28 protein-coding genes and 1 pseudogene are annotated in these 17,161 nt (G+C 62.5%); all 29 read right to left on the bottom strand.

The features are described from left to right. Positions 1–46: 46 nt before the first annotated feature. Positions 47–436: a 30S ribosomal protein S11 gene (gene rpsK, locus DS839_RS02855; protein WP_119268751.1), complete on the bottom strand. Its 390-nt coding sequence runs from the start codon at positions 434–436 to the stop codon at positions 47–49. Positions 437–445: 9 nt separating this feature from the next. Beyond that, on the bottom strand, positions 446–814 hold the full coding sequence (rpsM, locus tag DS839_RS02850) for a 30S ribosomal protein S13 (RefSeq protein WP_119268750.1): 369 nt from the start codon (positions 812–814) through the stop codon (positions 446–448). A gap of 204 nt (positions 815–1,018) precedes the next feature. After that, a complete protein-coding gene (locus DS839_RS02845; RefSeq protein ID WP_119268749.1) occupies positions 1,019–1,669 on the bottom strand; it encodes an adenylate kinase in 651 nt (216 codons plus the stop codon). Further along, a complete protein-coding gene (gene secY, locus DS839_RS02840; RefSeq protein WP_119268748.1) occupies positions 1,666–2,997 on the bottom strand; it encodes a preprotein translocase subunit SecY in 1,332 nt (443 codons plus the stop codon). The genes DS839_RS02845 and secY overlap by 4 nt, the downstream gene beginning before the upstream one ends. Positions 2,998–3,206: 209 nt before the next feature. Further along, positions 3,207–3,689, bottom strand: a pseudogene (gene rplO / locus DS839_RS02835) (50S ribosomal protein L15); the annotation flags it as partial. 12 nt (positions 3,690–3,701) lie between these two features. Further along, positions 3,702–3,896, bottom strand: coding sequence for a 50S ribosomal protein L30 (gene rpmD / locus DS839_RS02830; RefSeq protein ID WP_119268746.1), 195 nt, complete (start codon positions 3,894–3,896; stop codon positions 3,702–3,704). Between the two features lie 12 nt (positions 3,897–3,908). Next, positions 3,909–4,475: a 30S ribosomal protein S5 gene (rpsE, locus tag DS839_RS02825; protein ID WP_119268745.1), complete on the bottom strand. Its 567-nt coding sequence runs from the start codon at positions 4,473–4,475 to the stop codon at positions 3,909–3,911. Between the two features lie 21 nt (positions 4,476–4,496). Further along, a complete protein-coding gene (gene rplR / locus DS839_RS02820) occupies positions 4,497–4,859 on the bottom strand; it encodes a 50S ribosomal protein L18 (RefSeq protein ID WP_119268744.1) in 363 nt (120 codons plus the stop codon). A gap of 11 nt (positions 4,860–4,870) precedes the next feature. Further along, positions 4,871–5,404, bottom strand: coding sequence for a 50S ribosomal protein L6 (rplF, locus tag DS839_RS02815; RefSeq protein WP_119268743.1), 534 nt, complete (start codon positions 5,402–5,404; stop codon positions 4,871–4,873). A 10-nt stretch (positions 5,405–5,414) separates the two neighbouring features. Further along, positions 5,415–5,813, bottom strand: coding sequence for a 30S ribosomal protein S8 (gene rpsH, locus DS839_RS02810; protein ID WP_119268742.1), 399 nt, complete (start codon positions 5,811–5,813; stop codon positions 5,415–5,417). Positions 5,814–5,838: 25 nt separating this feature from the next. Then, a complete protein-coding gene (rpsN, locus tag DS839_RS02805) occupies positions 5,839–6,144 on the bottom strand; it encodes a 30S ribosomal protein S14 (RefSeq protein WP_119268741.1) in 306 nt (101 codons plus the stop codon). Positions 6,145–6,170: 26 nt separating this feature from the next. Further along, a complete protein-coding gene (gene rplE / locus DS839_RS02800) occupies positions 6,171–6,746 on the bottom strand; it encodes a 50S ribosomal protein L5 (RefSeq protein ID WP_119268740.1) in 576 nt (191 codons plus the stop codon). Next, positions 6,739–7,056 (bottom strand): 50S ribosomal protein L24, encoded by a 318-nt coding sequence (rplX, locus tag DS839_RS02795; protein WP_368911105.1) that lies wholly within the window; start codon positions 7,054–7,056, stop codon positions 6,739–6,741. The genes rplE and rplX overlap by 8 nt, the downstream gene beginning before the upstream one ends. Positions 7,057–7,061: 5 nt before the next feature. Continuing rightward, positions 7,062–7,430 (bottom strand): 50S ribosomal protein L14, encoded by a 369-nt coding sequence (gene rplN, locus DS839_RS02790; protein ID WP_119268738.1) that lies wholly within the window; start codon positions 7,428–7,430, stop codon positions 7,062–7,064. A 63-nt stretch (positions 7,431–7,493) separates the two neighbouring features. Continuing rightward, complete coding sequence (rpsQ, locus tag DS839_RS02785) at positions 7,494–7,742, bottom strand: 30S ribosomal protein S17 (protein ID WP_119268737.1); 249 nt, start codon at positions 7,740–7,742, stop codon at positions 7,494–7,496. Positions 7,743–7,754: 12 nt separating this feature from the next. Continuing rightward, positions 7,755–7,955, bottom strand: coding sequence for a 50S ribosomal protein L29 (gene rpmC / locus DS839_RS02780; protein ID WP_119268736.1), 201 nt, complete (start codon positions 7,953–7,955; stop codon positions 7,755–7,757). Between the two features lie 12 nt (positions 7,956–7,967). Beyond that, complete coding sequence (gene rplP, locus DS839_RS02775) at positions 7,968–8,381, bottom strand: 50S ribosomal protein L16 (RefSeq protein ID WP_119268735.1); 414 nt, start codon at positions 8,379–8,381, stop codon at positions 7,968–7,970. Between the two features lie 18 nt (positions 8,382–8,399). Next, positions 8,400–9,113, bottom strand: a complete 714-nt coding sequence (gene rpsC, locus DS839_RS02770; RefSeq protein ID WP_119268734.1) for a 30S ribosomal protein S3 — start codon at positions 9,111–9,113, stop codon at positions 8,400–8,402. Beyond that, complete coding sequence (rplV, locus tag DS839_RS02765; protein WP_119268733.1) at positions 9,113–9,502, bottom strand: 50S ribosomal protein L22; 390 nt, start codon at positions 9,500–9,502, stop codon at positions 9,113–9,115. Before rplV ends, rpsC begins: the two co-directional genes overlap by 1 nt. After that, positions 9,499–9,795 carry a 30S ribosomal protein S19 gene (rpsS, locus tag DS839_RS02760; protein WP_119268732.1) on the bottom strand — a complete coding sequence of 99 codons (297 nt, stop codon included), beginning with the start codon at positions 9,793–9,795 and terminating at the stop codon, positions 9,499–9,501. The genes rplV and rpsS overlap by 4 nt, the downstream gene beginning before the upstream one ends. Positions 9,796–9,806: 11 nt before the next feature. Further along, entirely contained in the window at positions 9,807–10,631 is an 825-nt protein-coding gene (gene rplB, locus DS839_RS02755) for a 50S ribosomal protein L2 (protein WP_119268731.1), read from the bottom strand. Between the two features lie 20 nt (positions 10,632–10,651). Further along, entirely contained in the window at positions 10,652–10,945 is a 294-nt protein-coding gene (locus DS839_RS02750; protein WP_119268730.1) for a 50S ribosomal protein L23, read from the bottom strand. Next, positions 10,942–11,562, bottom strand: a complete 621-nt coding sequence (gene rplD / locus DS839_RS02745; RefSeq protein ID WP_119268847.1) for a 50S ribosomal protein L4 — start codon at positions 11,560–11,562, stop codon at positions 10,942–10,944. The genes DS839_RS02750 and rplD overlap by 4 nt, the downstream gene beginning before the upstream one ends. An 11-nt stretch (positions 11,563–11,573) precedes the next feature. Next, positions 11,574–12,290 (bottom strand): 50S ribosomal protein L3, encoded by a 717-nt coding sequence (rplC, locus tag DS839_RS02740; protein WP_119268729.1) that lies wholly within the window; start codon positions 12,288–12,290, stop codon positions 11,574–11,576. A 23-nt stretch (positions 12,291–12,313) separates the two neighbouring features. Further along, positions 12,314–12,622: a 30S ribosomal protein S10 gene (gene rpsJ, locus DS839_RS02735; protein ID WP_119268728.1), complete on the bottom strand. Its 309-nt coding sequence runs from the start codon at positions 12,620–12,622 to the stop codon at positions 12,314–12,316. Between the two features lie 13 nt (positions 12,623–12,635). Further along, positions 12,636–13,826: an elongation factor Tu gene (gene tuf / locus DS839_RS02730; protein WP_119268707.1), complete on the bottom strand. Its 1,191-nt coding sequence runs from the start codon at positions 13,824–13,826 to the stop codon at positions 12,636–12,638. Between the two features lie 30 nt (positions 13,827–13,856). Then, a complete protein-coding gene (gene fusA, locus DS839_RS02725; protein ID WP_119268727.1) occupies positions 13,857–15,929 on the bottom strand; it encodes an elongation factor G in 2,073 nt (690 codons plus the stop codon). A gap of 21 nt (positions 15,930–15,950) precedes the next feature. Continuing rightward, entirely contained in the window at positions 15,951–16,421 is a 471-nt protein-coding gene (gene rpsG, locus DS839_RS02720; RefSeq protein WP_119268726.1) for a 30S ribosomal protein S7, read from the bottom strand. A gap of 15 nt (positions 16,422–16,436) precedes the next feature. Beyond that, positions 16,437–16,808, bottom strand: a complete 372-nt coding sequence (rpsL, locus tag DS839_RS02715) for a 30S ribosomal protein S12 (protein WP_119268725.1) — start codon at positions 16,806–16,808, stop codon at positions 16,437–16,439. Between the last annotated feature and the right edge of the window lie 353 nt (positions 16,809–17,161).

The following is a 17,161-nucleotide window of genomic DNA, read 5'->3' as shown; positions in this document are numbered from 1 at the left end:
ACTATTCACTTGCTTGGGGAAGCATCGTCGCTTCCAAAAAATCTCGTCAGACGCGGCGGCGCTTGGGCGGCCGGCAGCCATTGTGCGGGATCGGCGTCACGTCGCGGATCGCGGTCACCTGCAGTCCGCAGGACTGCAGCGCCCGGAGCGCCGATTCACGTCCCGAGCCCGGCCCGCTCACTTCCACCTCGACGGTCTTCATGCCGTGCTCCATGGCCGACTTTCCGGCCTGCTCGGCGGCGACCTGGGCGGCATAGGGCGTCGACTTGCGCGAGCCCTTGAAACCGAGCTTGCCGGCGGAGGCCCAGGAGATCGTGTTGCCCTGGACATCGGTGATGGTGATCATCGTATTGTTGAACGATGCATTCACATGCACGACGCCCGAGGTGATGTTCTTGCGCTCTTTGCGGCGCGGACGGACAGGCTCTTTCGACATGGATTTTCCTTATTTCTTCTTGCCGGCGATGGCCTTGGCCGGGCCTTTGCGGGTGCGGGCATTGGTGTGGGTGCGCTGGCCGCGCGTCGGCAGGCCCTTACGGTGGCGCAGGCCCCGATAGGTGCCGAGATCCATGAGCCGCTTGATGTTGATGGCCACTTCGCGCCTAAGGTCGCCTTCGACCACATAGTCGCGGTCGATGATTTCGCGGATCTGCAGCACCTCGGCGTCCGACAGCTCGTTGACGCGCTTCGACGCCGGAATGCTGACTTGCTTGCAGATCACCTTGGCGTTGACCGGGCCGATGCCATGGATATAGCGAAGGGCGATTTCAACGCGCTTATTGGTCGGAATGTTAACGCCTGCGATGCGGGCCACTTTGTCTTTCTCCTAAGCCTTACAAGGGCTTACGCCCAAATTCTCCGCCTATACTCGAACGCAGTACCGGGCGCCTAAATGGCACAAGGCCGTGCCTCCGGGAGGGTTTGCCCTTCCTGAAGCCAGCCTTCATGTCGGTCTAATGGGGGTTATCTAGGGCTGAATCGCTCTGGCGTCAACCGTCCTAGATAGCGCACCTGACCTTCATGATCGTCCCAGCACATCCTCGATCTGGCGGGTCACCTGAGCGATATCCGCCATACCGTTTACCTTGTGCAGAACCCCGGTCCGGCCATAGTAGTCGACCAGCGGGGCGGTCTGCTTATTGTAGATCTGAAGGCGGTCACGGACCGTCTTCTCATTGTCGTCGGCGCGCCGGACGAACTCCGTCGACCCGCAGACGTCGCAAACACCGGCCTTTTTCGGCTTCTCGAACCGGTCGTGATAGCCCTTGCCGCATTTGGCGCAGGTATAACGGCCGGCGATGCGCTCGACCAAGGCCTCGTCATCGACCTTCATCTCGATGACCGCATCGAGCTTGAGGCCCTTGTCGTCGAGCATCCGGTCGAGGGCTTCCGCCTGCGCCTGGTTGCGCGGGAAGCCGTCCAGGATGAAGCCCTTCTTCACGTCGGGCTTGTCCAGCCGCTCGGCGATGATCGACACGACGATGTCGTCGGAGACGAGTTCGCCGCGATCCATGACCGCCTTGGCCTTCTTGCCCATCTCGGTGCCTTGGGCCACGGCACCCCGCAGCATGTCACCGGTCGAGAGCTGCTTCAGCCCGCGCTTTTCCTCAATCAGTTTCGCCTGCGTGCCCTTGCCGGCACCAGGCGGGCCCAGAAGAATCAGATTCACCGGCGAGCACCTCTGAGCTTCGCTTTCTTGACCAGGCCTTCATATTGCTGCGCCAGGAGATGGCCCTGCACTTGCGCCACCGTGTCCATGGTGACGCTCACCACGATGAGGAGCGAGGTGCCGCCGAAATAGAACGGCATGGCGGCATAGCCGATGAGGAATTCAGGCAGAAGGCAGACCAGCACCAGATAGAGGCCGCCGAGCACCGTGATGCGGGTCAGCACATAGTCGATATATTCCGCCGTCCGCTCGCCCGGCCTGATGCCCGGGATGAAGCCGCCATATTTCTTCAGATTGTCGGCCGTGTCCTTCGGGTTGAACATGATCGAGGTGTAGAAGAAGGCGAAGAAGAGGATGAGCAGCGCGTAAAGGACCAGGAACAGCGGCTGGCCGTGGCCCAGAAGGGCGGTGATCCGGTTGAGCCAGTCAGGCCCCTGGCCTTGCGTGAAATTGGCGACCGTGATCGGCAACAGCAGCAGCGAGGAGGCGAAGATCGGCGGAATGACGCCCGAGGTGTTGAGCTTGAGCGGCAAATGCGAGCTGTCGCCCTGGGTGACCTTCATGCCGACCTGGCGCTTGGGATACTGGATCAAGAGGCGGCGCTGGGCGCGCTCGACGAAGACGATGAAGGCGACGACGGCGAGCGCGATGATGAAGATCGCGAGGATGAGGAAGGTCGACATCTGGCCGGTGCGGCCGAGTTCGAGCAGAGCCGCCATGCCGGACGGGAGGCCGGCGACGATGCCGGCGAAGATGATGAGCGAGGTGCCGTTGCCGATGCCGCGCGCGGTGATCTGCTCGCCGAGCCACATCAGGAACACGGTGCCGCCGGTGAGCGTAATGACCGTGCTCGCCCGGAAGAACAGGCCCGGATCGAGCACGATGCTGCCCTGCCCTTCGAGGCCCACGGCAATGCCATAGGACTGCAGCGCCGCGATCAGCACGGTGCCGTAGCGGGTATACTGGTTGATCTTCTTGCGGCCCGACTCACCTTCCTTCTTGAGCTGCTCGAGATGGGGCGAAACCGTGGTCAGGAGCTGGATGATGATCGATGCCGAGATATACGGCATGATATTGAGGGCGAAGATCGCCATGCGGCCCAAGGCGCCGCCGGCGAGGCCGTTGACCCAGCCCAGGATGCCGGTCGAATTCTGCGCGGCGAAGCGGGCGAGCTCGAGCGTGTCGACGCCCGGGATGGGAATATAGGTACCGAGGCGATAGATGACGAGCGCGCCGAGCGTGAACCAAATGCGCTTCTTGAGATCCTCGGCCTTGGCCAGCGCCGAGAAATTGATATTGGCTGCAAGTTGTTCAGCTGCCGATGCCATGTGCTTTCCCTAAGCCCCGCCCCAAATCCCCTAGATGGGGTCTGGGGTGGACGCCCGCAACCTCACTCCGGCTTGGCCGGCTTCTCTTTCTTGGCCGGCTTGGCCGGCTTTTCGTCCTTCTGGGCTTCGGGCTTGGCGGCCTTGGCTTCCTTCGGGGCCTTCTCTTCGCCCTTCGGCGCCTTCGTCTCAGCCTTCGGGGCCTTGGCCTCCTTCACCGGTTCCTCGGGCTTCACCGGCTTCAGCATCTTGACGCTGCCGCCTGCCTTTTCGACCGCGGCAACGGCGCCCTTGGAGGCGTGATGCACTTCGAAAGCAAGCTTGGTCTTGAGCTCACCTGAGCCGAGAAGGCGCAAACCGGCGCGGGCCCTGGACACGACCCCGGCCTTGACCAGGACGTCGAGCGTCACGGGCGCCGCCGCATCGATCTTCTTGGCGTCGACCGCCTGCTGGATGCGGCCGAGATTGATCTCGTTGTATTCGACCGGGAACGGGTTCTTGAAGCCGCGCTTGGGCAGGCGGCGATAGATCGGCATCTGGCCGCCTTCGAAGCCGGCCTTGGCGCCGCCGGAACGGGCCGTCTGGCCCTTGCCGCCGCGACCTGCCGTCTTGCCAAGACCCGAACCGATACCACGGCCGAGGCGCTTGCGCGGACGGCGTGCCCCTTCATTGTCGGAAATCTGATTGAGTCTCATCGCTGGTATCCTTTACTCGACGACGCGCACAAGGTGCTGGACCTTGGCGATCATGCCGCGGACTGCGGGCGTATCCTGGAGGGTGCTGCGCTTATGGCGCTTGTTGAGGCCGAGGCCGATCAGCGTTGCTCGCTGCTCGGCCGGACGGCGCGCCGGGCTGTAGATCTGTTCGACCGTCACGGTCTTGTCTGTCTTTGCTTTCGCCATGGTCACACCTGATTATTCGGCCGTCGCATCCTGATCGCGGCGGCGGGAAAGGATGTCGGAGACCTTCTTGCCGCGCCGCGCGGCGACCGCGCGGGGGCTCGCCTGCTTCTTCAAGGCATCGAAGGTCGCGCGCACCATGTTGTAGGGGTTGGAAGACCCCTTCGACTTGGCCACGACGTCCTGCATGCCGAGCGATTCGAACACCGCGCGCATCGGACCGCCGGCGATGATGCCGGTGCCCGGAGGGGCCGAACGCAACACGACCTTGCCCGCTCCCCAGCGACCGTCAACGTCATGATGCAGGGTGCGGCCCTCACGCAGCGGAACCCGGACCAGGCCACGCTTGGCGCTCTCAGTCGCCTTGCGCACCGCTTCCGGCACCTCGCGCGCCTTGCCATGGCCGAAGCCGACACGGCCCTTCTGGTCGCCGACGACGACGAGGGCCGCGAAGCCGAAGCGCTTGCCGCCCTTCACCACCTTGGCGACGCGGTTGATATGCACGAGCTTGTCAAGAAACTCGGAATCGCGATCGTCACGGTCTTTGCCGCCGCGCTCTCCGCCATGTTCTCTCGGTGCCATGATCCTGCCTGCTCCTCGAAATTAGAACTTGAGACCGCCTTCGCGGGCTCCGTCGGCCAGCGCCTTGACGCGGCCATGATAAAGATATGCACCACGATCGAAGACGACGTCCGCGACGCCGGCCTTCACCGCGCGCTCGGCGACGAGCTTGCCGATCGCGGCAGCCGCCGCCTTGTCGGCACCGGTCTTGCCGTCCTTCTTGAAGCCTTCTTCCAGCGTCGAAGCGGCAGCGAGGGTGACACCCTTCTGGTCGTCGATCACCTGCGCATAGATGTTCTTCGCCGAGCGGAACACCGAGAGCCGCGGGCGCAGCTTGCCGGCAGCCTTCAGCGCCTTGCGGACGCGCGAGCGGCGGAATTCCATTTTTGTGAGCTTGGAAGCCATGATGACACCCGTTACTTCTTCTTGCCTTCCTTGCGGAAGATGCGTTCGTCTGAATACTTGATGCCCTTGCCCTTGTAGGGTTCGGGACCGCGGAATTCGCGGATTTCGGCGGCGACCTGGCCGACACGCTGCTTGTCGATGCCACTGATGACGATCTCGGTCGGCTTCGGCGTCTTGATCTCGATGCCTTCCGGGATCGGGTAGTTTACATCGTGGCTGTAGCCGAGATTGAGCTGCAGCACCTTGCCCTGGACGTTGGCACGGTAGCCGACGCCGTTGATCTCGAGCTGGCGGCTATAGCCCTGGGTCACGCCCTTCATCATGTTCGAGATCATGGTGCGCGACATGCCCCAGCACGAGCGCGCGAGCTTCGTCTGGTCGCGCGGATTGACCGCGACCTTGCCGTCCTCGAGCTTGGCCAGCACATGCTCGACCAGCGCGAATTTGAGCTCGCCCTTGGGGCCCTTGACCGAAATATTCTGTCCCGAGAGGTTGACGGTGACCCCCGTCGGAACCGGAACAGGCTTTTTGCCAATGCGCGACATCGTTCAGTCCTCAGAATACCGTGCAGATCACTTCGCCGCCCACGTTCTGGGCGCGGGCTTCCGCATCGGACATGACGCCTTTCGGCGTCGAAAGTATGGAGATGCCGAGACCGTTATAGACGGTCGGAATCCCGTCGACCGAGACATAGACGCGGCGCGACGGCTTCGACACCCGGCTGATCTCGTGGATCACCGGCGCTCCATCGAAATACTTAAGCTCGATTTCGATCTCAGGCTTGCTGCCTTCATGCTGGACGGTGGCGAAGCCGCGGATGAAACCTTCCTGCTGCAGCACGCCCAGCACGCGCTCGCGCAACCGCGAAGCCGGTGTCGTCACTTTCGACTTGCCGCGCTCCTGCGCGTTGCGTATGCGGGCCAGCATGTCGCCGATCGGATCGGTAAAGCTCATTTGCCTGTTCTCCTTCTCCGCCCGCTTACCAGCTCGACTTGACCAGGCCCGGGATCAGGCCCTTGTTGCCAAGCTCGCGCAAAGCCATGCGCGACATCTTCATCTTGCGATAATAGGCGCGCGGGCGCCCGGTCAGCTCGCAGCGATTGCGAATGCGGTTCGGCGCCGAGTTGCGCGGCAGCTGCGCCAGCTTGAGCTGGGCCGCGAAACGCTCTTCCATCGAAAGCGCCTGGTTCTTGGTGATCGCCTTGAGACGCGCGCGCCGGCTTGCGAATTTCTTCGCCAGCTTGCGCCGCTTTTCGTTCTTCTCAACCGAACTCGTCTTCGCCATTGGGCTACCTCAGTTTAGCTTGACCGTCACGCCGCCTGCCTGCGGGCAGACTTGCGGAACGGGAAATTGAATGCCTCGAGCAGCGCGCGGGCCTCGTCGTCGGACTTGGCCGTGGTGCACACGATCACATCGAGACCCCAGACGCGATCGATCTTGTCGTAGTCGATCTCCGGGAAAATGATGTGCTCCTTGATGCCCATCGCATAGTTGCCGTTGCCGTCGAAGCTCTGGCCCGACAGGCCGCGGAAGTCGCGCACGCGCGGAAGTGCTATGGTGATCAACCGGTCGAGGAACTCGTACATGCGCGTCTTGCGCAAGGTGACCTTGGCGCCGATGGCGAGGTTCTCGCGGATCTTGAAGGTCGCGATCGCCTTGCGGGCCTTGGTGATCACGGCCTTCTGGCCGGCGATCTTCTCGAGCTCCGCCACCGCGACCGGGACCAGCTTGGAATCGGCCGTCGCCTCGCCAATGCCCATGTTGAGCACGATCTTGTCGAGCTTCGGCACTTCCATCGGGTTCTTGTAGCCGAACTGCTCGACGAGCTTCTTGACGATCACTTCGTCATAATGCTGCTTGAGCCGCGGCGTGTATTTGTCAGCCATCGATCACTTCTCCGGATTTCCTGGCGAACCGCACCTTCTTGCCGTCTTTCAGGACCTTGTAGCCGACCTTGACCGGCTTGCCGTCCTTGGGATCGCGAAGCGCGATGTTCGAGATATGGATCGGCATCTCCTTGGAGATGATGCCGCCTTCCTGGCCGGCCGTCTGCTTCTGGTGCCGGCGCACGAGGTTGACGCCCTGGACGAGCGCGCGGTTGTCTTCCGGGAAGACGCGCAGCACTTCGCCGACCTTGCCCTTGTCGCGGCCGGTGCGGACGACCACCCTGTCGCCCTTGCGGATTTTGAGTTTCAACGCCATCACAGCACCTCCGGCGCCAACGAAATGATCTTCATCTGGTTCTTGGCGCGCAGTTCGCGCGGCACCGGTCCGAAGATGCGCGTGCCGACCGGCTCGCCCTGGTTGTTGATCAACACTGCCGCATTGCGGTCGAAGCGGATGACCGAACCGTCCGGACGGCGGATGTCCTTGGCGGTCCTGACGACGATCGCCTTCATGACATTGCCCTTCTTCACGCGCCCGCGCGGGATGGCATCCTTGACCGACACGACGATGACGTCGCCGACATGCGCGTATTTGCGCTTCGAGCCGCCCAGCACCTTGATGCATTGCACGCGCTTCGCGCCGGAGTTGTCGGCAACGTCGAGATTTGTTTCTTGCTGGATCATGGCTTCACCTGTTTTCCTTGGCGCCGAGCAAACTCGCGCCCAATTCCCTTATCGATCCAATCTTCAACCCTTGGCCTGGCCGGTCTTCTCCACCAGAAGCCAGCGCTTCTGCTTGGACAAAGGCTTGGTCTCTTCGATCCACACGACGTCGCCGACCTTGGCGGTGTTCTTCTCGTCATGGGCATGGTACTTCTTGGTCAGGCGCACCGTCTTCTTCAGAACCGGATGGGTCAGACGCCGTTCGACCTTGACCACGATGGTCTTGTCGTTCTTGTCGCTCACCACAACGCCTTCAAGGACGCGTTTCGGCATCACATCTCTCCGTTACTTCGCCGCGCTCTGGGCGCGCTGCTGCTGCGACGTCTTGATCCGGGCGATGTCGCGGCGGATCTGACGGACGCGGGCGGTGTTCTCGATCTGGCCCGTGGCCTTCTGGAAGCGCAGGTTGAACTGCTCTTTCTTCAGCTTGATCAGCTCGTCCTTGAGCTGGTCCGGGGTCATGGCTTTCACGTCACTGTTCTTCATGGCGCCCTCCCCTTACTCGCCGAGCCGCGCCACGAAGCGCGTCTTGATCGGCAGCTTCGCCGCGGCCAGCGCCAGCGCTTCCTCGGCGATCTGGCGGCTCACACCGTCGACCTCGAACAGGACCCGGCCCGGCTTCACCCGGCAGGCCCAGTATTCGGTCGAGCCCTTGCCCGAGCCCATGCGCACTTCGGCCGGCTTCTTCGACACCGGAACGTCCGGGAAGAGGCGGATCCACACGCGCCCGGCGCGCTTCATGCCGCGCGTCAGCGCCCGGCGGGCCGCTTCGATCTGGCGCGCGGTCAGGCGATCCGGCTCCTGGGCCTTGAGGCCGTAAGCGCCGAAATCCAGATTGACGCAGCTCGTCGCCTTGCCGTGAATACGGCCCTTATGGGCCTTGCGGAATTTAGTACGTTTCGGTTGCAGCATGGTTCGTTACCTTAATCCTCAGGCCGCCGTCGCTTCGCGCTCGCGGCGCGGACGCTGACCCTCTTGGCTCTCCGCATTGCGCTTGTCCTGCGCCATCGGATCGTGCTCGAGGATCTCGCCCTTGAATATCCACACCTTGACGCCGTTGGTGCCATAGGCGGTGATGGCGGTCGCGGTGCCGTAGTCGACATCGGCGCGCAGCGTATGCAGCGGCACGCGGCCCTCGCGGTACCACTCGGTGCGCGCGATTTCCGCGCCGCCGAGACGGCCGGCGCAGGTGATCTTGATGCCTTCCGCACCCATGCGCTGCGCCGACTGCACGGCGCGCTTCATGGCGCGGCGGAACGCCACCCGGCGCTCGAGCTGCTGGGCGATGTTCTCGGCCACCAGCGTCGCGTCGATCTCGGGCTTGCGCACCTCGACGATGTTGAGGTGCACTTCCGAGCTCGTCATCTCGGCGACCTTCTTGCGCAGCTTCTCGATGTCGGCGCCCTTTTTGCCGATGACGACACCGGGGCGCGCCGAGAAGATGGTGACCCGGCACTTCTTGTGCGGCCGCTCGATCAGGACCTTGGAGACGCCCGCCTGCTTGAGCTGCTCGCGCAGGTAGTTGCGGATCTTCATGTCCTCATGCAGCAGCTTGCCGTATTCGCGGCGGTTGGCGAACCAGCGCGAATCCCAGGTGCGGTTGATACCGAGCCTAAAGCCGACCGGATTGACTTTCTGACCCATCAGGCGGCCTCCTTCTCTTCACGCACTTCGCGCACGACGATCGTCAGCTGGCTGAAGAACTTTTCGATGCGGCCGACGCGGCCGCGGGCGCGCGGCGTCCACCGCTTCATCACGAGATTCTTGCCGACATGGGCCTCGGAGACGACCAACTGATTGATGTCGAGGTCATGGTTGTTCTCGGCATTGGCGATCGCCGATTCGAGCGTCTTCTTGATCGTGCCGGCGATGCGGCGGCGCGAGAAGGTGAGGTGCGCCAACGCCTTGTCGACCTTCATGCCGCGAATGCCGGCCGCGACGTCATTGAGCTTGCGCGGCGAGATGCGGATCGAGCAGGTGACTGCCCGCGCCTCGTTCTCGGCAAGCGACCGCTTTCTGGCTTTCTTGCTCATTTCTTCGCGTCCTTAGCTGGCGCCGCCTTCTTGTCGGCGACGCTGTGGCCGTGGAAAATCCGGGTCGGCGCGAATTCGCCGAGCTTGTGGCCGACCATGTCTTCCGACACGAGCACCGGCACGAACTTGTTGCCGTTATGGACCTGGAAGGTCAGGCCCACGAATTGCGGCAGGATGGTCGACCGGCGGCTCCAGGTCTTGACCGGAGTGTTGCGGCCGCTCGAACGCGCCGCATCCGCCTTCTTCAAGAGATACCCGTCGACGAACGGGCCTTTCCATAGCGAGCGTGACACCGGACTACCTCTTAAGCTTTCTTGGCATGACGGCTGCGCAGGATGAATTTCTGCGTCGCCTTGTTGTTGCGGGTCTTCTTGCCCTTGGTCGGCTTGCCCCAGGGGGTGGCCCAGTGCTTGCCGCCATTGGTGCGGCCACCGTTCGGATGGTCGACCGGGTTGCGGGCGATGCCGCGCGAAACCGGACGCTCGCCTTTCCAGCGGGCGCGGCCGGCCTTGCCGACGATCTCGTTGACATGGTCGGGATTGGAGACGGCGCCGACGGTCGCCTTGCATTCGGCGCGCACCATGCGGGTCTCGCCCGACTTGAGCTTGAGCAGCGCATAGCCCTGGTCGCGGCCGGCGAGCATCGCATAGGTGCCGGCGGCACGCGCGAGCTGGCCGCCCTTGCCGGGCTTGGTCTCGATATTGTGGATGATGGTGCCGACCGGCATGGCCGAGAGCGGCATGGTATTGCCGGGCTTCACGTCGACCGAGGCGCCCGACATCACAGTATCGCCGACGGCGAGACGCTGCGGCGCCAGGATATAGGCCTGCTCGCCATCGCTGTACTTGATCAGCGCGATGTAAGCCGTGCGATTCGGATCATACTCGAGACGCTCGACGGTCGCGGCGACATCGGCCTTGCCGCGCTGGAAGTCGACCAGGCGATAGGCCTGCTTGTGGCCGCCGCCCTTGCGGCGCGACGTGATGCGGCCCGAATTGCCGCGGCCACCGCTCTTGGTCAGGCCTTCGGTCAGGGTCTTGACCGGCTTGCCCTTCCACAGATGGCTGCGGTCGACCATCACCATATGGCGGCGGCCGGCGCTAGTCGGGTTGAATGTTTTGAGTGCCATGTTTCAGCAATCCTTGAACCTTAGAGACCCGTCGTCACATCGAGCTTCTGGCCTTCGGCCAGCGTCACGAAGGCTTTCTTGACATCGCTGAGACGCGCGGCCTTGCCCTTGAAATTCTTGAGCTTGCCTTTGCGCACCAGCGTATTCACGGCCTTGACCTTGACGCCGAAGAGGCCTTCGACGGCGGCCTTGATCTGCGGCTTCGTCGCGGTCGAGGCCACGTTGAAGACGACCTGGTTCTTCTCGGAAACCAGCGTGCCCTTTTCGGTGATCGCCGGACCCCGGATCACGTCGAAGAAATGTTCCTTGCTCATTTGAACCGCGCCTCCAGCGCTTCGACGGCCGCTTTCGTCAACACGAGCTTCTTGTGGCGCAGCACGTCATAGACATTGATGCCTTGCACCGGCAGCACGTCGATATTCGGGATGTTGCGCGCCGCGGCGGCAAAACCCTTGTTCACTTCGGCGCCGTCGATGATCAGCGCATTGTCGAGACCGAGCTTGACGAAGGCCGACTTCAGCGCCTTGGTCTTGGCCTCGCCGACTTCCGCCTTGTCGAGGATGACGAGCTCGGAAGCCTTAACCTTGGAAGAGAGCGCATGACGCAGGCCGAGCGCCCTCACCTTCTTGGGCAGATCCGTCTCGTGGCTGTGCGAGCGCGGGCCGAAGGCCTTGCCGCCGCCGACGAAGATGCCGGAACGACGCGAACCGTGGCGGGCGCCGCCGGAGCCCTTCTGGTTGCCATATTTCTTGCCGGTGCGGTTGATCTCGCCACGGGTCTTGGCCTGGTGCGTGCCGGCCTGGCGCTTGTTGAGCTGCCACTGAACGACGCGATGCAGGATATCGGCGCGCGGCTCGAGACCGAAGATATGCTCGGCGAGGTCGACCGATCCCGCCTTCTTGGCTTCGATGGTTTGGATGTCGGCTTTCATGACAGGCATCCTTATTCCTTGGCCGCGGCTTCAGCCGCGGGAGCTTGTTGGACCGGAGCCTTGAACGCGCCGGGCTTGGGCGCCTGCTGCGGCAGCTTGCGCTTGACCGCATCGCGCACCGACACCCAGCCGCCCTTGACGCCCGGGACCGAGCCCCTGACCATGATCAGGCCGCGATCCTTGTCGGTCTTGACGACTTCGATATTCTGCGTCGTCACCCGCTCGGCGCCGAGATGGCCCGGCATCTTCTTGTTCTTGAACACCTTGCCCGGGTCCTGGCGGTTGCCGGTCGAACCGATCGAGCGGTGGCTGATCGAGACGCCGTGCGTGGCCCGCAAGCCGGCGAAGTTCCAGCGCTTCATGCCGCCGGCGAAGCCTTTGCCCATCGAGGTGCCCGTCACGTCGACGAACTGCCCCGGGACGAAATGGTCGACGGTGATTTCAGCACCAACCGCGATCACGTTATCGGGGCTGACGCGGAACTCCTGCACTTTGCGCTTCGGCTCGACTTTCTGCGCGGCGAAATGGCCGCGCTGAGCCGCCGTCAAGCGCTTGATCTTGGGCGTGCCCACGCCGAGCTGCAGCGCGGTATAGCCGTGCTTCTCGGCGGTCTTGTGGGCGACCACTTGGCAATTATCCACCTTCAGCACGGTGACCGGCACCTGGGTGCCTTCATCCGTGTAAATGCGGGTCATGCCCAATTTCTGTGCGATGATGCCAGAACGCATCGCTTCACTCCTCATAAGCCCGATCAGAGCTTGATCTCGACGTCCACACCCGCTGCCAGGTCGAGCTTCATCAGCGCATCGACCGTTTGCGGATTCCAATCCACGATATCCAGAAGACGCCGGTGCGTCCGCATCTCGAACTGCTCACGGCTCTTCTTGTCGACATGCGGCGAGCGGTTCACCGTGAAACGCTCGATGCGGGTCGGCAGCGGAACGGGCCCGCGCACCTGCGCGCCCGTACGCTTAGCCGTGTTCACGATCTCGCGCGTCGACGTATCGAGGATACGATGATCGAACGCTTTGAGACGGATGCGGATGTTGTTCGTTTGCATCTTCCAGTATCCGTTATTCTACGATCTTGGCGACGACGCCGGCGCCGACGGTTCGGCCGCCTTCGCGGATCGCGAAACGCAGCTTCTCTTCCATCGCAATCGGCGTGATCAGCTCCACATCCATCGTCACATTGTCGCCAGGCATAACCATCTCGGTGCCCTCAGGCAGCGAAACAACCCCGGTCACATCGGTCGTGCGGAAGTAGAACTGCGGACGATAGTTGGTGAAGAACGGCGTATGACGGCCACCCTCCTCCTTCGTCAGAATATAGGCCTCGGCCTTGAACTTCTTGTGCGGCGTGATCGAACCCGGCTTCGCCAGGACCTGCCCACGCTCAACACCCGTGCGGTCGACACCGCGCAACAGCGCGCCGACATTGTCGCCAGCCTCGCCCTGGTCGAGAAGCTTGCGGAACATCTCAACACCCGTAACCGTCGTCTTCGTCGTCGGACGGATGCCGATGATCTCAACTTCCTCGCCGACCTTGACGATGCCGCGCTCGATACGGCCCGTCACAACCGTGCCACGGCCAGAGATCGAGAACACGTCCTCGATCGGCATCAGGAACGGCTGGTCCTTCGGACGCTCGGGCTGCGGAATATAGCTGTCCACCGCTTCCATCAGCTTCAGGATCGCATCATGGCCAAGCTCGGGGTTCTTGCCCTCGAGCGCCATCAAAGCCGAACCCTTGATGATCGGGATCTCATTGCCCGGGAACTGATACGACGTCAGAAGATCGCGGACTTCCATCTCGACCAGTTCCAGAAGCTCCGGATCGTCCACCATGTCCACCTTGTTCATGAACACCACCAGCGCCGGAACGCCGACCTGGCGGGCCAGCAGGATGTGCTCGCGGGTCTGCGGCATCGGGCCGTCGGCAGCCGAAACCACCAGAATGGCGCCGTCCATCTGGGCGGCACCGGTGATCATGTTCTTCACATAGTCGGCATGGCCAGGGCAGTCGACATGGGCATAGTGCCGGTTCTTCGTCTGGTACTCGACGTGAGCGGTCGAAATGGTGATGCCGCGCGCTTTCTCTTCCGGCGCCTTGTCGATCTGGTCATAGGCCGTATAGGTCGCACCACCCGTCTCGGCCAAAACCTTGGTGATCGCTGCCGTCAACGACGTCTTGCCATGATCGACATGACCGATCGTACCGATATTGCAATGCGGCTTGTCGCGGTTGAACTTCTCTTTGGCCATCGGACTACTCCGTCTTGGATCTTAACTTGATTAAGCGAATTTCTTCTGGACTTCCTGAGCAACCGCCTGCGGCACCTGCTCATAGTGGTCGAACTGCATCGTGTAGCTGGCGCGTCCCTGGCTCATCGAGCGCAGGTTGTTGACATAGCCGAACATGTTGGCGAGCGGGACCATCGCATTGACGATCTGCGCATTGCCGCGATTACCGGTGCCGATGATCTGGCCACGCCTGGAATTGAGGTCGCCGATGACGCCGCCGAGATATTCCTCCGGCGTCGTGACCTCGACCTTCATGACGGGCTCGAGCAGGACCGATCCCGCCTTCTGCAGGCCCTCGCGCAGAGCGGCGCGCGCGGCGATTTCGAAGGCGATCGCAGACGAGTCGACCTCGTGATAGGCGCCATCGGTGAGGGCGACCTTCACGTCGAGAACCGGGAAGCCCGCGACCACGCCCGAGGACATGACCGAGTTGAGGCCCTTTTCGACGCCGGGGATGAACTCCTTCGGCACCGAGCCGCCGACGATCTTGGATTCGAACTCGTAGCCCTTGCCCTTCTCGTTCGGCTCGATCTCGAGGATCACGCGCGCGAACTGGCCGGTGCCGCCGGTCTGCTTCTTGTGGGTGTAGTCGACTTCCGCCTTGCGGGTGATGGTTTCGCGATAGGCCACCTGCGGGGCGCCGACGGTCACTTCGACCTTGTGGGTGCGCTTCAGGATGTCGACCTTGATATCGAGATGAAGCTCGCCCATGCCCTTGATGATGGTCTGGCCCGATTCGGCATCGGTGGTGACCCGGAAAGACGGATCCTCGGCCGCGAGCTTGTGCAGCGCGATTGCCATCTTCTCCTGGTCGCCCTTGGTCTTGGGCTCGATCGACATATCGATGACGGGATCGGGGAATTCCATCTTCTCGAGGATGACGGCCTTCGCCGGATCGCACAGCGTGTCGCCGGTACGGGTGTCCTTGAGGCCGACAAGTGCCACGATGTCGCCGGCATAGGCTTCCGAGATTTCCTCGCGCGTATTGGCATGCATGAGCACCATGCGGCCGACGCGCTCGGACTTCTCGCGGGTCGAATTGAGGAGCGATGTGCCCTTGGAGAGCGAGCCCGAATAGAGGCGGCAGAAGGTCAGGACGCCATACTGGTCGTCCATGAGCTTGAAGGCGAGCATGGACAGGGGCTCGGAATCCGACGCCTTGCGCACGGTCTCTTCGCCGGTCTTGACGTCGATGCCCTTGATCGAGGGACGGTCGAGCGGCGAAGGCAGATAGTCGACGACGGCGTCGAGCAGCGGCTGGACGCCCTTGTTCTTGAAGGCCGATCCGCACAGCACCGGGAAGAAGGCGCCGGTAACCACCGCCTTGCGCAGCAGCTTCTTGATCGTCTCGTTGGAAATCTCTTTACCGTTGAGGAAATCCTCGGTCGCCTGCTCGTCGAGCTCGGCGCAGGCCTCGATCATCTCGGCGCGAGCCGCTTCGGCGGCATCCTTGAGGTCGTCCGGGATTTCGGCGTCATTGTACTTGGCGCCAAGGGACTCTTCTTCCCAGATCACCGCTTTCATGCGGACGAGATCGATGATGCCCTTGAAATTGGCTTCCGAGCCGACGGGGAGCTGGATGGGAACCGGCTTGGCGCCGAGACGTTCCTTGATGTCCTTGATGCACTGCTCGAAGGAGGCGCCGGTCTTGTCCATCTTGTTGCAGAACACGATGCGCGGCACGTTGTACTTGTCGCCCTGGCGCCAGACCGTCTCGGTCTGCGGCTCGACACCCTGGTTCGAATCGAGCACGCATACGGCGCCGTCGAGCACGCGCAGCGAGCGCTCCACCTCGATGGTGAAGTCGACGTGGCCCGGAGTGTCGATGATGTTGAGGCGCTTGCCGTTCCAGAAGGTCGTCGTGGCGGCCGACGTGATGGTGATGCCGCGCTCCTGCTCCTGCTCCATGAAATCCATGGTCGCGGCGCCGTCGTGCACTTCGCCGATCTTGTGGCTCTTGCCCGAATAATAAAGGATGCGCTCGGACGTCGTCGTCTTGCCGGCGTCGATGTGGGCCATGATGCCGAAATTGCGATAGTCTTCGATGGCGTGCGTGCGGGGCATGATCTTGGTTCCTCGGGTGGCTTACCAGCGATAGTGCGAGAAGGCGCGGTTCGCTTCAGCCATGCGGTGCGTGTCTTCGCGTTTCTTGACGGCGGTGCCGCGGTTGTTGGCGGCATCCATGAGCTCGCCCGACAGGCGGTCGACCATGGTGTTCTCGTTGCGGGCGCGCGCGGCAATGATGATCCACCGGATGGCGAGGGCCTGGCGGCGCTCGGAGCGCACTTCGACCGGCACCTGGTAGGTGGCGCCGCCGACGCGGCGGGAGCGCACTTCGATCGCCGGGCTCACATTGTCGAGAGCCTGGTGGAAGACGGTGAGCGGATCCTGCTTGGTCTTGCCGTGGATCTTGTCGAAGGCCCCGTAGACGATCGATTCGGCGACCGACTTCTTGCCTTCATACATCAGGTTGTTCATGAATTTGGAAACGATGAGATCGCCGAACTTCGGATCCGGGTTGATCTCTCTCTTATCAGCGCGATGGCGGCGCGACATGGTCTGGATCTCCCCTTATTTCGGACGCTTGGCGCCGTATTTCGAACGGCGTTGACGGCGCTTCACGACACCTTGGGTATCGAGCACGCCGCGGATGATGTGATAGCGAACGCCCGGAAGGTCCTTCACGCGGCCGCCGCGAATCATGACCACCGAGTGCTCTTGCAGATTGTGACCCTCGCCCGGGATGTAGCTCGTGACTTCGAAGCCATTGGTCAGGCGGACGCGCGCCACTTTCCTGAGAGCCGAGTTGGGCTTCTTCGGTGTGGTCGTGTAGACGCGCGTGCAGACGCCGCGCTTCTGCGGGCATGACTGCATCGCTGGCACCTTGCTCCGATAAGTGGGCGCGGAGCGCGGCTTGCGGATGAGCTGGTTGATCGTCGGCATCGGGCCTTGTCTCTACCTTCGCAAAACTGTTCTGAGCCCGAACGATGTAGCCATCGCGCATGACCAAAAGCGCTGGCGCACCGGGCTCATGAAGGTGCACAGCGCCTCAAAACCAGAGGACCACAGCCGGCAGGCCTTGTGGTCTTGACCTTGAATGTTCAAAGTGTGTTTTCCGCCAGCGTTTAGGTGCGCGAAGCACCTACTGCCTGCCGCCTGAAAACGCGCGGAACATACTGGCGCGCTCCCACCCCGTCAACCCCCGAAAGCAAGAAAATTACGCTATTTATGCCGCAGGCTCCGCTGGTCATTGAAGCTGTCGCGGATCGAGAGTATATACATGAGTATATACTCCA

The sequence above is a fragment of the Taklimakanibacter deserti genome, from assembly GCA_003574785.1.
This window is presented reverse-complemented; position numbering and strand designations above follow the sequence as displayed.